Annotated in this window: 17 protein-coding genes and 1 tRNA gene; 11 read left to right on the top strand and 7 right to left on the bottom strand. The window is 72.9% G+C overall.

The window, feature by feature from the left end:
* The first annotated feature begins 74 nt into the window (after positions 1–74).
* The 6 genes from ACHUEU_RS02125 to ACHUEU_RS02150 all read left to right on the top strand — a co-directional run bounded on the left by ACHUEU_RS02125 (position 75) and on the right by ACHUEU_RS02150 (position 2,589).
* Entirely contained in the window at positions 75–263 is a 189-nt protein-coding gene (locus tag ACHUEU_RS02125; protein ID WP_394214231.1) for a hypothetical protein, read from the top strand.
* A 35-nt stretch (positions 264–298) separates the two neighbouring features.
* Positions 299–874 (top strand): nicotinate-nucleotide adenylyltransferase, encoded by a 576-nt coding sequence (gene nadD / locus ACHUEU_RS02130; RefSeq protein ID WP_394214355.1) that lies wholly within the window; start codon positions 299–301, stop codon positions 872–874.
* Entirely contained in the window at positions 871–1,461 is a 591-nt protein-coding gene (locus tag ACHUEU_RS02135) for a hypothetical protein (protein ID WP_394214232.1), read from the top strand. Before nadD ends, ACHUEU_RS02135 begins: the two co-directional genes overlap by 4 nt.
* The gene (gene rsfS / locus ACHUEU_RS02140; RefSeq protein WP_394214233.1) at positions 1,458–1,835 is read left to right on the top strand and encodes a ribosome silencing factor; all 378 of its coding nucleotides are present in this window, start codon (positions 1,458–1,460) and stop codon (positions 1,833–1,835) included. The genes ACHUEU_RS02135 and rsfS overlap by 4 nt, the downstream gene beginning before the upstream one ends.
* Positions 1,832–2,464: a histidine phosphatase family protein gene (locus tag ACHUEU_RS02145; RefSeq protein WP_394214234.1), complete on the top strand. Its 633-nt coding sequence runs from the start codon at positions 1,832–1,834 to the stop codon at positions 2,462–2,464. Before rsfS ends, ACHUEU_RS02145 begins: the two co-directional genes overlap by 4 nt.
* A 52-nt stretch (positions 2,465–2,516) precedes the next feature.
* Positions 2,517–2,589 (top strand) — tRNA-Ala (locus ACHUEU_RS02150).
* Positions 2,590–2,672: 83 nt separating this feature from the next.
* Here ACHUEU_RS02150 and ACHUEU_RS02155 read toward each other — a convergent pair.
* The 7 genes from ACHUEU_RS02155 to ACHUEU_RS02185 are packed head-to-tail and all read right to left on the bottom strand — an operon-like array spanning position 2,673 to position 8,352.
* Positions 2,673–3,689, bottom strand: coding sequence for an NAD(P)H-dependent flavin oxidoreductase (locus tag ACHUEU_RS02155; RefSeq protein ID WP_394214235.1), 1,017 nt, complete (start codon positions 3,687–3,689; stop codon positions 2,673–2,675).
* A 12-nt stretch (positions 3,690–3,701) separates the two neighbouring features.
* Positions 3,702–4,340: an endonuclease III domain-containing protein gene (locus ACHUEU_RS02160; RefSeq protein ID WP_394214236.1), complete on the bottom strand. Its 639-nt coding sequence runs from the start codon at positions 4,338–4,340 to the stop codon at positions 3,702–3,704.
* A complete protein-coding gene (locus ACHUEU_RS02165) occupies positions 4,337–5,347 on the bottom strand; it encodes a sulfate/molybdate ABC transporter ATP-binding protein (RefSeq protein ID WP_394214237.1) in 1,011 nt (336 codons plus the stop codon). Before ACHUEU_RS02165 ends, ACHUEU_RS02160 begins: the two co-directional genes overlap by 4 nt.
* The gene (locus ACHUEU_RS02170) at positions 5,344–6,114 is read right to left on the bottom strand and encodes an ABC transporter permease (protein WP_394214238.1); all 771 of its coding nucleotides are present in this window, start codon (positions 6,112–6,114) and stop codon (positions 5,344–5,346) included. The genes ACHUEU_RS02165 and ACHUEU_RS02170 overlap by 4 nt, the downstream gene beginning before the upstream one ends.
* The gene (gene modA / locus ACHUEU_RS02175; protein WP_394214239.1) at positions 6,111–6,881 is read right to left on the bottom strand and encodes a molybdate ABC transporter substrate-binding protein; all 771 of its coding nucleotides are present in this window, start codon (positions 6,879–6,881) and stop codon (positions 6,111–6,113) included. Before modA ends, ACHUEU_RS02170 begins: the two co-directional genes overlap by 4 nt.
* Positions 6,878–7,342: a TOBE domain-containing protein gene (locus ACHUEU_RS02180; protein ID WP_394214356.1), complete on the bottom strand. Its 465-nt coding sequence runs from the start codon at positions 7,340–7,342 to the stop codon at positions 6,878–6,880. The genes modA and ACHUEU_RS02180 overlap by 4 nt, the downstream gene beginning before the upstream one ends.
* A complete protein-coding gene (locus tag ACHUEU_RS02185; protein ID WP_394214240.1) occupies positions 7,339–8,352 on the bottom strand; it encodes a YeiH family protein in 1,014 nt (337 codons plus the stop codon). Before ACHUEU_RS02185 ends, ACHUEU_RS02180 begins: the two co-directional genes overlap by 4 nt.
* A 71-nt stretch (positions 8,353–8,423) precedes the next feature.
* Here ACHUEU_RS02185 and ACHUEU_RS02190 point away from each other — a divergent pair, with 71 nt between their 5' ends.
* The 5 genes from ACHUEU_RS02190 (at position 8,424) to ACHUEU_RS02210 (ending at position 12,303) form a co-directional block, all read left to right on the top strand.
* Positions 8,424–9,332 (top strand): LysR family transcriptional regulator, encoded by a 909-nt coding sequence (locus tag ACHUEU_RS02190; protein WP_394214241.1) that lies wholly within the window; start codon positions 8,424–8,426, stop codon positions 9,330–9,332.
* A gap of 33 nt (positions 9,333–9,365) precedes the next feature.
* A complete protein-coding gene (locus ACHUEU_RS02195; RefSeq protein WP_394214242.1) occupies positions 9,366–9,716 on the top strand; it encodes a cupin domain-containing protein in 351 nt (116 codons plus the stop codon).
* A 38-nt stretch (positions 9,717–9,754) separates the two neighbouring features.
* Complete coding sequence (locus ACHUEU_RS02200) at positions 9,755–10,783, top strand: NYN domain-containing protein (protein ID WP_394214243.1); 1,029 nt, start codon at positions 9,755–9,757, stop codon at positions 10,781–10,783.
* Positions 10,784–10,861: 78 nt separating this feature from the next.
* Positions 10,862–11,236: a DoxX family protein gene (locus ACHUEU_RS02205; RefSeq protein WP_394214244.1), complete on the top strand. Its 375-nt coding sequence runs from the start codon at positions 10,862–10,864 to the stop codon at positions 11,234–11,236.
* Between the two features lie 104 nt (positions 11,237–11,340).
* Positions 11,341–12,303, top strand: a complete 963-nt coding sequence (locus ACHUEU_RS02210) for a squalene cyclase (protein ID WP_394214245.1) — start codon at positions 11,341–11,343, stop codon at positions 12,301–12,303.
* Positions 12,304–12,350 lie beyond the last annotated feature (47 nt).

Below are 12,350 nucleotides of genomic sequence, written 5' to 3' on the forward strand. Positions count from 1 at the left end.
GCGCGTCAGGGTGCTGACCGACTGCGCCGCTGTGGGATGATGGGCCGGTCACCCGTGGAAAGGCCTTCTAGACCATGATCGATCAGCTCATGATCCTCGCCGAGTCCGGCGCCGACACCAGTGAGGCGCTCAGCGCTCCGACCGTCGGCATCGGCATCTTCGTCCTCCTGTTGATCCTGCTGGGCTTCACCTGGCTCACCGGGGGAGCGCACCACCGCAGCCTGGACAGGAAGCGCAAGAACTCCTCCGACTCCGACCACTGACCTCCGTGGAGCTGCAGCGGCGACGGATCGGCGTGATGGGCGGGACCTTCGATCCCATCCACCACGGGCACCTCGTCGCCGCCAGCGAGGTGCAGAGCGTCTTCGCGCTCGACGAGGTCGTCTTCGTGCCCACCGGCAGGCCCTGGCAGAAGCCGGACCAGGAGATCTCCGATCCCGAGCACCGCTATCTGATGACGGTCGTCGCCACCGCCGCGAACCCGGTGTTCACCGTCTCGCGGGCGGACATCGACCGGCCCGGGGACACCTACACCAGCGACACCCTGCGTGACCTCCGCCGGGAGCAGCCGGACGCCGACCTCTTCTTCATCACCGGGGCCGATGCCCTGCAGAACATCCTCACCTGGAAGAACACCGAGGAGATCTTCGAGCTCGCGCATTTCGTGGGGGTCACCAGGCCCGGTCACGAGCTCGACACCTCCGGCCTGCCCGAGGACGGCGTGACCCTGATCGAGGTCCCGGCGATGGCGATCAGCTCCACCGACTGCCGCACCCGCGTGGCCGCCGGCGGACCGGTGTGGTACCTGGTCCCCGACGGGGTCGTCCAATACATCAACAAGTACGCGCTCTACACAGGAGGTGACGGCCGATGACCGAGCCCGAGACCACTCCGCGCCGCGGGCGCCGCGCCCGTGCGCTGAGCCCCGAGGAGCAGGCCGCCCTCGAGGCGCGCGCCGCGATGGAGGCCCCCGGCGAGCAGGCGGCCGTGCCCGGCGTGCGCGGCGCCGTCGCCCCGCCCACCGCGGACACCCCCGTGCCCACCCTGCGCAAGTTCGGTCGCCGTGCGCGCATCATCGAGCTCAGCGAGCAGCCCGAGGCAGCCCCCGCCGCCTCCGGAGACGGCGCCGCCACCATGGCCGAGGACGGCTCCGCGGCGGGGGCCAGCCGCGATCACGACGGCGTCGAGCTGGGCGAGCTCTCGGTCACCGAGGCCCCCGCACCGCGCCCGGCACCGCGCTTCGACGGCAAGGTGCTGCATCGACCCGAGAGCAACGGCGGCCGTCTGCTGCCGTGGCTGGTGTGGATCCTCATCGCGATCGCCCTGGTGGTGCTGGTCACTCTGCTGCTGGCCGGGGTCATCGGGCCCGACACGGCAGCCTCGGCGCAGCCCACCATCTCCCCTGATCACCTGTCCGACCTGTCCCTCGCTCATCCCGTCCTGGAGGAACCTGCCGCGTGAGTGCTCCCGAAGAATCCCTCGACCTCGCCCGGGTGGCCGGCCGGGCCGCCGCCGACAAGCTCGCCGAGGAGGTCATCGGCCTCGATGTCTCCGAGCTCGTCGTGATCACCGATGCCTTCCTCGTCTGCAGCGGCGAGACCGAACGACAGGTCGCCGCGATCGTCGACGGCATCGAGGAGGCCCTCCTGACCGAGCGCCGCCGCAAGCCGCTGCGTCGGGAGGGCGAGCGCGAGGCCCGCTGGGTGCTGCTGGACTACGGAGACATCGTCGTGCACGTCCAGCATGCCGAGGATCGCGCCTTCTACGCCCTCGAGCGTCTGTGGCGCGACGCCCCCGTCATCGATCTGCAGATCGACGCGGACCGTACGGCGTGAGGGGCCCCCGCACGCGTCTGGTCCTGGTGCGTCACGGACAGACGGATTTCAATCGGGAGGGCCGCCTCCAGGGGCAGGTCGACATCCCGCTCAACCCCACCGGGATCCGGCAGGCCGAGTCGCTGGCGCCCGTGGTCGCCGCGACCCCGCCGGACGTCCTGGTGGCCTCGCCGCTGGAGCGCGCAGTGGAGACCGCCCGTCTGATGAGCCGCGGCACGGACGTCGAGCTCCGGACGGACGATGCCTTCCTCGAGCGCGGTTTCGGCCAGTGGGAGGGGCTGCGCGGCGAGGAGATCCGGATGCGCTGGCCCGAGCAGCATGCGGACTGGCGCGCGCACCGCCCGGTGCTCGGGCTCGACGTGGAGGACCGCCCCGAGGTGGGGGAGCGGGTCGCCGCCGCCTGCCGCGCCCTGGTCGCCGAGCACGTGGGCGGGACCGTGATGGTCGTCGCCCATGGCGCTGCGATCACCCTGGGCATCACCGCGCTGCTGGGCCTGGACACCAACGGTTTCCGCGGTCTCGCCGGGATCGAGAACTGCCACCGCTCCGTGCTCGAACCGCTGTCCGGGGAGACGGCGAACGGCCTGATGAGGTTGGTGTCACACAACCTCGCCCCCGATTTCCTCTGATCTCGGCGGCCGTGTAACATCGTCTCGTCGCCCTGGGGGCGGCACCCGATACGGGGCTATGGCGCAGTTGGTAGCGCGCTTCCATGGCATGGAAGAGGTCTGGGGTTCGAATCCCCATAGCTCCACTCGAGAAACCGTGAGACAGTGACTCGTCAGCAGGGCCCCGCCGGGTGGTGGGGCCCTGCTGCTGTCCGGGCTCCGGCCCGGCTCAGATCTCCGAGGCGAGCCAGCTGATGACCTCGCCGGCGGAGCGCTCGGGGGCGCTGCGCCAGCCGGTGCCCGCCCACAGGTGCAGTCGCTGCGGATCACCTGCCGCCCCGGCCGCCCGACGCAGCGGACGTGTCAGGTGGTGGACCTGCGGGTACCCCGTCGGCGCGGTGTCGTGGTGGCGGTCGATGAACTCGTTGCGCAGGGAGCGGGCGGGCCGCCCGGTGAAAGCGCGCGTCAGCACGGTCTCGCCGAACGCGGGATCCGCGAGGGCGGCGCGATGGGTGCGGGAGGTGCCCGCTTCGTCGGTGCGCAGCAGCAGTGTGCCGGTGACCGCGCCCTCCGCGCCCGCGGCGAGGATCCGTCGCACCGCGACCGGGCCGTCCACTCCGCCTGCACCCAGCAGCGGCAGGTCGACCGCGGCGCGCACCTGGCGCACCAGCTCCTCGGTGCGGATCGGGCCGGGCGACCGGGAGGGGTGATGGGTGGCGCTGTGTCCGCCCGCGCTCGGACCTTGCACCACCAGGCCGTCGACCCCGCACTCGGCGGCGGCGCCGGCCTCGGCGGCGTCCGTCACGCTCGCGAGCACGGTGGTGCCCGCCTCGTGCAGCGCGCTCACCGCCGCTGCGGGCGGCAGGCCGAAGGTGAAGGAGACGACCGGCACCGGGTTCTCGCGCAGCAGCGCCAGCTTCGCGGCGAGGTGGTCGTCGTCGCGATGCGGGACGGGGTCCAGAGCGACACCCAGGCGGGCGGCGTCCTCGCCGAGCTCCACCACATAGGCGGCGAAGGCCTCCTCGTCGATCTCCCCGGGCGGCACCACGAAGAGATTCACCCCGAAGGCGGTGCCGAGTCCCCGCGCCGCGGCGATGTCGGCGGCCATCGCCTCCGGCGTGAGGTTCCCACCTGCCAGGAACGGGAACGCCCCGGCCGCGGAGACGGCTCCGGCCAGGGCGAGCGTGGAGGGGCCGCCCGCCATGGGGGCGGCGACCAGCGGGAGACGGGAGTCCAGGAGCGTCATGGCCCGATCTTCTCAGGTGTCCTGCGTCGCCGGCGCCCCTCTCGCGCCGACCACCGGAGCGGTGTCGCGCATCCGCTTGCCCTCCTCGACGATCAGCCCGTGCAGCTCGGCGAGCTCCGCCACCTCGAAGCGCGCGGCGACGAGCGCTTCGCTCAGCGCCCGCCGGAAGGCCCGATAGCTGCCCGGCACGACCGCGCCCCGCTCGCGCAGCAGGCGCCGCGCGTACTCATCGCACAGGAAGGCCGGCCGGCCGAAGCAGTACAGCGAGATCGCATCCGCGGTCTCCTCACCGACCCCGTCGATGCTCAGCAGCTCGCCGCGCAGCGCCTCGTCGTCCAGCGTCCCGGCCACCGTGGCGCGCTCCTCCCACCAGCGCGCGAGCGCCCGGATCCGGCGCGGCTTGGTGCGCGGGAAGCCGGCGGCCCGCACCAGCTCCCGGACCGTCTCCTCCCGGGCCGCGGCGAGCGGGTCGGCGGTGAGCAGCCCCGCTGTGCGCAGCGCAGCGATCGCGGAGGCGGCCTGCTCCCAGCGGCTGCGCTGGACCAGCACCGCGCCGACGGCGATCTCGAAGGGCTCCTCGCCGGGCCACCACCAGCCCTGCGGGCCGTGCCGCTCGCGCAGCTCGCGGTGCAGGACGCGCAGATCGATCATGTCCCGTAGGTTGTCACAGCCTCCTGCGGCACCACCAGGTGCACCGTGGCTCCGGGCTCGAGGCGGAGCTCGGCGATCTCCTGCGGTGGCAGATCCGCGGCGAGATCCGCCGTGCGCACCCGGACCAGGTCACCGTGCGGGAGCAGCGCCGTCACGGTGCGGCGGATCCCTCCCGTCCGCGCCAGCTCGACGGCCGAGGGGCGGAAAGCGGCATGCACCTCCCGGCCCGGGGGATGCGGTCCGGGCGCCGTCAGCCGTGCCCCGTCCGAGAGCACTACGGCCCCGGCCTCCCACCGCCCCGTGACCAGGTTGAGCCCGGCGAAGCTCGCGGTGAAGGCGGTGCGGGGCCGGGCCAGCAGCTGCCGTGCCGGGCCCTGCTCTATGACCCGACCTCCGTCGAGCACGGCGAGGTGATCGGCGAGGGTGAGGGCATCGAGCACGTCATGGGTGACGATGATCGCCGTGCGGTCGGCGAGGAAGCGGCGCAGCTGTCCCCGCAGGGCCACCGCCACGTCGATGTCGAGCGCGGCCATCGGCTCGTCCAGCAGCAGCAGGCGGGGGTCCGCCGCCAGGGCACGGGCGACCGCGACCCGCTGCGCCTGCCCGCCGGAGAGCAGCGCCGGTCGGCGGTCCGCCAGCTCCTCCAGCCCGAGCTCGGCCAGCCACCGCCCGGCCTCCTGGCGGGCCCGAGCACGGGGCACCCCCTGGGACCGCAGCGGGAACATGATGTTCCCCCGCACCGTCAGGTGCGGGAACAGCACCGGGTCCTGGCTGAGCGTGGTGACCCGGCGCTGATGGGGCGGGGTCCAGGAGCGCTCCCCGAAGAGCAGCTGCCCGTCGAGCTCCACCCGCCCGTGCGCGGGACGCAGCGCGCCGGCGACCAGCGAGAGGAGCGTGGACTTGCCCGCACCGTTGGGGCCGATCAGCGCAAGGGTCTGCCCGCGGGCCACGGTGAGGTCGAGCGCGACCCCGCGCTCGGGGATCCGGGCCCGCAGCTGCAGGCTCATGTGCTCACCCTCCGCCGGGCCGCGGCGATGACCAGCACCGCGACGATCATCAGCAGGAAGGCCAGCGCCACAGCGGCATCGGGGTCGCTCTCCCGCTGCAGGTAGATCTCCAGCGGCAGCGTGCGGGTGGTGCCCTGGAGGGAGCCGGCGAAGGTGATCGTGGCCCCGAACTCCCCGAGCGCCCGGGCGAAGGCCAGCACCGTGCCGGACAGCAGCGCGGGCAGCACCAGCGGCAGCGTCACCCCCAGCAGCACGCGCGAGGGCCGGGCTCCGAGCGAGGCGGCGGCGCTCTCATAGCGGGTGCCGGCGGTGCGCAGCGCCCCCTCGAGGCTGATGACCAGGAAGGGCAGGGCCACGAAGGTCTGGGCGATCACCACCGCCGTGGTCGAGAACGCGATCTCGAGGCCCAGCATCTCCAGATGGCGGCCCAGGAGCCCCTGCCGACCGAAGGTGTACAGCAGCGCGATGCCGCCGACCACCGGCGGCAGCACCAGGGGCAGCAGCACCAGCGAGCGCAGCAGCGAGAGACCGCGGAACTCCGCACGGGCCAGCAGCACGGACATCGGCACCCCCACCAGCACGCAGAGCAGGGCGCTGGTCGCCGAGGTCTGCACGCTCAGCCGCAGCGCCGACAGCGAGGCCTCGCTGGTGATCAGTGCGCCGAAGCTCGACCACTGCACGCGCGCCGCCATCGCCGCGAGCGGGAGCAGCACGAACAGCCCGCCGAGCAGGGCGGGGAGCAGCACCCAGCGGGGGAGCGCGTTCACCGGCCGACGAAACCGTAGCCGTCGAGGATCTCCTGGCCCCTGGGACCGCTGACCAGGTCGACGAACTCCTGGGCCAGCTCGAGGTTCTCGGAATCCTTCACCGTGGCGATCGGGTAGATGTTCACGGCCGCCTGCGCCTCGGGGAACGCGATGCCCTCGACGGCGTCCCCTCCTCGGGCCACATCGGTGACGTAGACGAGACCCGCATCCGCCTCTCCGCTGGTGACCTTGTTCAGCACATCGGTGACGGACTGCTCCTCGCTGACCGGGGAGAACGTGAGCCCAGCGGCCTGCTCGACGATCTCGGTGGCCGCGCCGCAGGGGACCTCGGGGGCGCAGACGACGAGGTGCAGGCCCTCCTCGGTGAGCGAGGTCAGAGCGGTCACCCCCGCCGGGTTCCCCGCCGGCACCGCGATCAGCAGCGTGTTGGCGGTGAAGTCCACCGGCTCGGAGCCGTGCAGCCCGGCCTCGACGAGCTTGTCCATGGTCGAGGGGTCCGCAGAGGCGAAGACGTCCGCCGGCGCGCCCTGCCGGATCTGCTGGACCAGGGTGGAGGAGCCGGCGAAGGTGAACTCGACGTCCACCCCGTCATGCGCGGCCGCGAACGCGGCACCGAGCTCCTCGAACGGCTGCTGCAGGGACGCCGCGGCATAGACCTGCAGGGGGACGGAGTCCGCGGCCCCCTGGGTGGCCGCGACGCCGCCGCAGGCGGCGGCCAGCAGCATGACCGCGGCCGCGCCGGTGAGCCGCCGGAGCAGGCCCCTCATGCGCCGTCTCCGTCGGGAGCGCGGTCGGGCTCAGCATCGACCGTCACATGGGTGGCCTTCACGACGGCGCTGGCGACCTTGCCGGGCGCGAGGCCCAGCTCGCGGGCGGCCTCGCTGCTCATCAGGGACACGACACGGAAGGGGCCGCACTGCAGCTCGACCTGTGCCATCACCGTGTCCATCACGACGTTCGTCACCAGCCCCACGAAGCGGTTCCGGGCGGAGCTCGTGGTGGCACCGTGCAGCTGCGGCGTGACCGCCAGCTCCCGGGCGAGGCGGGCCACCTCGGCGCCCTCGAGCACCTTCCGCCCCGCGGCGTCGACGCTCGCGGAGAGGCTCCCCCTGTCGATCCAGCGCCGCACGGTGTCCTCGCTCACGCCGAGAAACCCGGCGGCCTCACGAACTCGCAGATGCGTCATGAATGCGACCATAGCACCGCGTCTGCGGCTCCGGGTGCTCAGGCTGCGAGCAGCACCCCACCAAGGGCGAGAGCGGCCACCAGCAGTGTGGACAGCGCCGCCAGGGCGAGCGGGCGCGCACCGACCTGCAGCAGGTTCCGCACCTTCACCCCGGTACCGAGCGCGAACATCGCCGCGGCCAGCAGGCCGGTCTGGGCGAGACCGCCCAGCTCGAGCACCACCGCGGGCAGCGGCACCACGGAGCGCAGCACCACCATCGCCAGGAAGCCGAGCACGAACAGGGGCACCAGCGGCGGGCGCCTCCCCGCGGCCACCCCCTCGCGTCGCTGCTGGAGGCCGATCACCGCCATCACCGGTGCGAGCAGCAGCACCCGGGCGAGCTTGACGATCACGGCCACGGTCAGCGCCGCTCCGCCGAGGGCCCCGCCGGCGGCCACCACCTGCGCGACCTCATGGATCGAGGCGCCGGCCCAGAGGCCGGCCGTCTCCGGCGCGAGCCCCAGCACCGCGGCGGCAGCGGGCACCGCGGCGATCATCAGCGTGCCGCACAGCACCACCAGGGCGATCGCCGTGATCGTGCGCTCCTCGTGCTCGTCCTCGGGATCGGTCACTCCGGCCGCCGCCGCCACGGCTGCCGCCCCGCAGATCGAGAAGCCGCAGGCCACCAGGAGCGTCAGGCCCTTCTCGACGCCGAGCGCGCGGCCGAGGGCGAGGGTGCCGAGGATCCCGCCGGTCACCACCGCCACCACCACGGCGAGCATCGGGGCGCCGAGGGCGAGCAGGTCTCCGAGCGCCACCTGCAGGCCCAGCAGCACGATCCCGGCCCGCAGGAACTTCTTCGCCGCGACCGACAGCCCGGGCGCGAGGCTCGGCGGCAGCGGGACGAGGTTCGCGATGACGATCCCGGCCACGATCGTGATGATCAGCGCGCTGACGCCCGGCAGCACCTGCGACAGCAGGATAGACAGGACCGCCACCGCGAGGGTGAGCAGGATCCCGGGCCAGGCGGAGGGGCGCAGGGTCGGAGGGGCGGGGGCGGTGGCGAGGGGCATGGACTCCACGGTTCCCCCCGGTGCGCGAGCCCGGTAGAGAGCAGTTCGCGACCAGGGCATATGATTCTGATATGACTGAGGCCCTTCCGAACCTGCCGGCACTCGCCCTGTTCGTCGCCGTCGTCGACGAGGGCGGCCTGGGGGCGGGCGCCCGTCGGCTCGGGATCCATCAGCCCAATGCCAGTCGCCTGATCGCCCAGCTCGAGGTGCAGGCGGGCTCGGCTCTGCTGGATCGCGGCCCGCGCGGTGCACGCCCCACCTCGGCCGGGCTGCTCTACGCCGCCCACGCACGTGAGCTCCTCGACGCGGCCGGGGAGTTCTCCGCCTGGCTGCGGCACACCCGCGACGCGGAGGCCCGTGAGCTCCGCGTCGGCGTGAGCATGACCATCGCCGAGCACCTGATGCCGGCCTGGCTCACCGAGCTGCGGCGCACCAGCGCCCGGGTGCGGGTCGACCTGGAGGTGCTCAACTCCACCCATGTGCTCGCCGGCATCCATGAGGGACGTCTGCAGCTGGGTTTCGTGGAGACGCCGCATGTGCCCCGCGGCGTGCACGCGATGACTCTGCGCGAGGACGAGCTGGTCGTGGTCGTCGCCCCGGAGCATCCCTGGGCGCGACGCACGGAGCCGCTGCCCCGGGAGGAGCTCGCCCAGACCCCGCTGGTGGTGCGCGAGGGCGGTTCCGGCACCCGCGATGCCTTCGAGGAACTGCTGCCCGCGGCCGCGCTGACCCCACCGGTGCAGGAGCTCGGCAGCAATGCCGCCGTGCGGGTCGCGGTCGCCTCCGGTGCCGGGCCGGCGGTGCTGAGCATGCTCGCGGTGCGATCCGCTCTCGAGGCCGGCCGGCTGTGCCGGGTGCCCGTGGCGGGCACGCGGCTGCGCCGCCTGCTCACCGCGGTGTGGAGCGGACCTCGGCGCCTCAGCGGACCGGTCGCGGAGCTGGCCGCCGTGGCCTCGGCGCCCCCTCCGGCCGAGCGCTGACCGACCGTCGACCGCTCCGTGTACGTTCGGGACATGCCGATCCTCACCAACACCGCCGAGCAGCCTGCCGAGCCCCGCCGCGGCGCAGTCTGGTCCATCGCCGAGCCGGAGCGCGAGCTGGACTCGAACCTGATCCGCCTCCCCGCGGGCGAGTCCATCCCCGCCCACGTCGGGGCCGAGGTCGACACGCTCATCCATGTGGTCCGCGGGGGCGGCACCCTGGTGACCGACACCGGGGAGGAACCCCTGCGGCCCGGTGACGTCGCCCTGCTCCCACGGCGCACAGGGCGCGGATTCCGCGCCGGCGCGGACGGGCTCGCCTACCTCACGGTCCACCGTCGACGGCAGTCGCTGCGGATCCAGAGCGGCCCGCCCGGCGACTGACGTCCCGCGCACCCCGAGGGAGAGGGCAGACTGGAGCCATGGCAGAGACTCAGGATTCCCGTGTGGCCGTGTACCTCGACTTCGACAACATCGTCATGTCCTGGTACGACCGGGTGCATGGACGACAGGCGTACAGCCGCGACCGGCAGCGCATCGCCGAGGACCCGACCGAGCCCGAGATCGCCGAGCGCCTGGCGAAGGCCACCGTCGACGTCGGCGCGGTGATCGACTACGCCGCCTCCTTCGGCTCGCTCATGCTCACCCGCGCGTATGCGGACTGGTCCTCCCCGGTCAATGCGATCTATCGCACCCAGCTGGTGGCCCGCGCCGTGGACCTTGTGCAGCTGTTCCCCGCAGCGGCATATGCGAAGAACGGCGCCGACATCCGCCTCGCCGTCGACACCGTCGAGGACCTCTACCTGATGCCCGACCTCACCCATGTGGTGATCGTCGCCGGCGACTCCGACTACGTCCCCCTCGCCCAGCGCTGCCGGCGCCTGGGTCGCTATGTGATCGCGATGGGCGTGGCCGGCTCCACCGCGAAATCCCTGGCCGCCGCCTGCGACGAGTTCGAGTCCTACGAGAACCTGCCCGGCGTGGAACGGCCCGCGGCCCCGCAGCGGAGCCGGTCGCGACGTGGGGGCGGCGGCAGCGCCCAGACCTCCGAGGAGAACCAGACCACCGGGGAGAACCAGACCACCGGCGACAGCGGCGGTCAGCGCACGCGGTCCCGGCGCTCGGCCGACGCCGACGCCAAGGCCCGTGCCGCCGAGCGCGCCGCCGACGAGGCGGCGGATGCCGCCGAGGAGGCCGAGGACGAGGAGACCGGGGAGGATCCGCGCGAGGCCGCGACCCGTCTGCTGCAGCGTGCTCTGCAGCTCGGCGACCGGGGGGACAGCGAGTGGCTGCACGCCTCGGCGGTGAAGTCCCACATGCGACGCATGGACTCCTCGTTCAGCGAGAAGGCCATCGGCTTCAAGTCCTTCAACGACTTCCTCAAGGGCAATGCGGACATCGCGGAGCTCGAGGAGAGCGGCCACGAACGCCTGGTGAGGGCGCGGGACTGAGGACCGCATCGGCGCGTCCCGTGACACCCACCGCCCCGGCGATGGATACTGGGAGGCCCCGTCGAAGGAGGCGCACCGATGAACCTGCTGCTGTGGATCCTGGCCTTCCTGCTCGCCGCGATCTTCGTGGTCACCGGCGTGGTCAAGCTGGTCACCGCCCGTGACCAGCAGATCGACCGCACCCCGTACGTCGAGGACTTCCCGCAGGTCGTGATCCGCGGGATCGGGGTGCTCGAGATCCTCGGGGCGATCGGGCTGCTCCTGCCCGCGCTCCTCGACGTCGCCACCGTGCTGGTGCCGCTGGCCGGTGCCGGCCTCGCGATCACCATGGTCTTCGCCGCGCTCGTGCACACCCGTCGCGGGGACGGGGTCGCGGCGACGATGCCGTCGATCGTGCTGGCGCTGGTGTCGGTCTTCGTCGCCTGGTCACGCTTCGGCCCCTACCCCCTATGACGGGCCCCGCCGGCGACGATCCCGGCGGAGACAGGATGGAGCGGGAGGCGCAGCAGGCCGGATGAGGGCTTGCCCGCGCGCCGGTTCACGAGGAGGATCACCGGATGGCACCGAGCGATGTGATCACCTGGCTGCGGGACACGGATCCGGCACTGCGCTGGCAGGTCGAGCGTGACCTGCTCGATGCGCCCCCGGAGCAGTGGCAGGCCACCCGCGCCCGGATCTCCCAGGAGGGCTATGGGGCGGCGCTGCTCGCCCACCAGGACCCGACCACCGGCCTCTGGGCCGGCGGCGCCTTCTTCCCGGCCGGCTTCCTCGAGGACCCGGCCAGCAGGGAGCTGCCCGGCCAGCCCTGGACCGCGACCACGTGGTCGCTGACCACCCTGCGGGAATGGGGCATGGACGCCGCCCCGCTGATCGCCCGGGACACCGTCGCGAAGCTCGCCGAGCACGCCCGGTGGGAGTTCGATGCCTCCCTGCCCTACTGGGGCGGGGAGGCGGATGTCTGCATCAACGCGATGACCCTGTCCAACGGGCTCTGGCTGGGCGCGGATGTCGAGTCGCTGGTGGACTGGTTCTGCGAGCACCGGATGGACGAGGGCGGCTGGAACTGCGAGTGGGAGAACGGGTCCACGCGCGCGAGCTTCCACTCGACCCTGAACGCGCTGCGGGCACTGCATGATCACGAACGCCGCACCGGGGGCACCGACGCCTCCCGCGAGGTCCAGCGCGCGGGGGAGGAGTACCTGCTGCAGCGGAACCTGACCCGGCGCCTGAGCAGCGGCGAGATCGTGGGCCCCTGGGTGGACCACTTCCTGTATCCGCCGCGGCACATCTATACGGCGCTGCGGGCACTGGACCATTTCCGCGAGGTCGATCGCCGCGACTCCCGGATGCAGGAGGCGGTGCAGATGGTGCAGGACGCGCAGCAGGCCGATGGGACCTGGCTGCAGCAGCATGTGCTGCCCGGCGAGGTGTGGTTCGAGATCGACGTGGGCGTCGGCCAGCCGTCGCCCTGGCTGACGATGCAGGCGTTGCGGGTGCTGCGGTGGTGGAACCAGGACTGAACCTCCCCGGGATCACGGTTCGGTCACGGCGCCCGTCACGATGATCC

This window comes from Brachybacterium vulturis, assembly GCF_043641765.1.
Lineage (GTDB): Bacteria > Actinomycetota > Actinomycetes > Actinomycetales > Dermabacteraceae > Brachybacterium > Brachybacterium vulturis_A.

Excerpts from the sequence above, each read along its gene's own strand:
- ACHUEU_RS02205 (WP_394214244.1), top strand. The coding sequence starts at position 10,862 with ATGAACCTGCTGCTGTGGATCCTGGCCTTCCTGCTCGCCGCGATCTTC.
- nadD (WP_394214355.1), top strand. The coding sequence starts at position 299 with ATGGGCGGGACCTTCGATCCCATCCACCACGGGCACCTCGTCGCCGCC.
- ACHUEU_RS02155 (WP_394214235.1), bottom strand. The coding sequence starts at position 3,689 with ATGACGCTCCTGGACTCCCGTCTCCCGCTGGTCGCCGCCCCCATGGCG.
- modA (WP_394214239.1), bottom strand. The coding sequence starts at position 6,881 with ATGAGGGGCCTGCTCCGGCGGCTCACCGGCGCGGCCGCGGTCATGCTG.
- ACHUEU_RS02125 (WP_394214231.1), top strand. The coding sequence starts at position 75 with ATGATCGATCAGCTCATGATCCTCGCCGAGTCCGGCGCCGACACCAGT.
- ACHUEU_RS02160 (WP_394214236.1), bottom strand. The coding sequence starts at position 4,340 with ATGATCGATCTGCGCGTCCTGCACCGCGAGCTGCGCGAGCGGCACGGC.
- ACHUEU_RS02165 (WP_394214237.1), bottom strand. The coding sequence starts at position 5,347 with ATGAGCCTGCAGCTGCGGGCCCGGATCCCCGAGCGCGGGGTCGCGCTC.
- ACHUEU_RS02195 (WP_394214242.1), top strand. The coding sequence starts at position 9,366 with ATGCCGATCCTCACCAACACCGCCGAGCAGCCTGCCGAGCCCCGCCGC.
- ACHUEU_RS02190 (WP_394214241.1), top strand. The coding sequence starts at position 8,424 with ATGACTGAGGCCCTTCCGAACCTGCCGGCACTCGCCCTGTTCGTCGCC.
- ACHUEU_RS02185 (WP_394214240.1), bottom strand. The coding sequence starts at position 8,352 with ATGCCCCTCGCCACCGCCCCCGCCCCTCCGACCCTGCGCCCCTCCGCC.
- ACHUEU_RS02135 (WP_394214232.1), top strand. The coding sequence starts at position 871 with ATGACCGAGCCCGAGACCACTCCGCGCCGCGGGCGCCGCGCCCGTGCG.
- ACHUEU_RS02210 (WP_394214245.1), top strand. The coding sequence starts at position 11,341 with ATGGCACCGAGCGATGTGATCACCTGGCTGCGGGACACGGATCCGGCA.
- ACHUEU_RS02200 (WP_394214243.1), top strand. The coding sequence starts at position 9,755 with ATGGCAGAGACTCAGGATTCCCGTGTGGCCGTGTACCTCGACTTCGAC.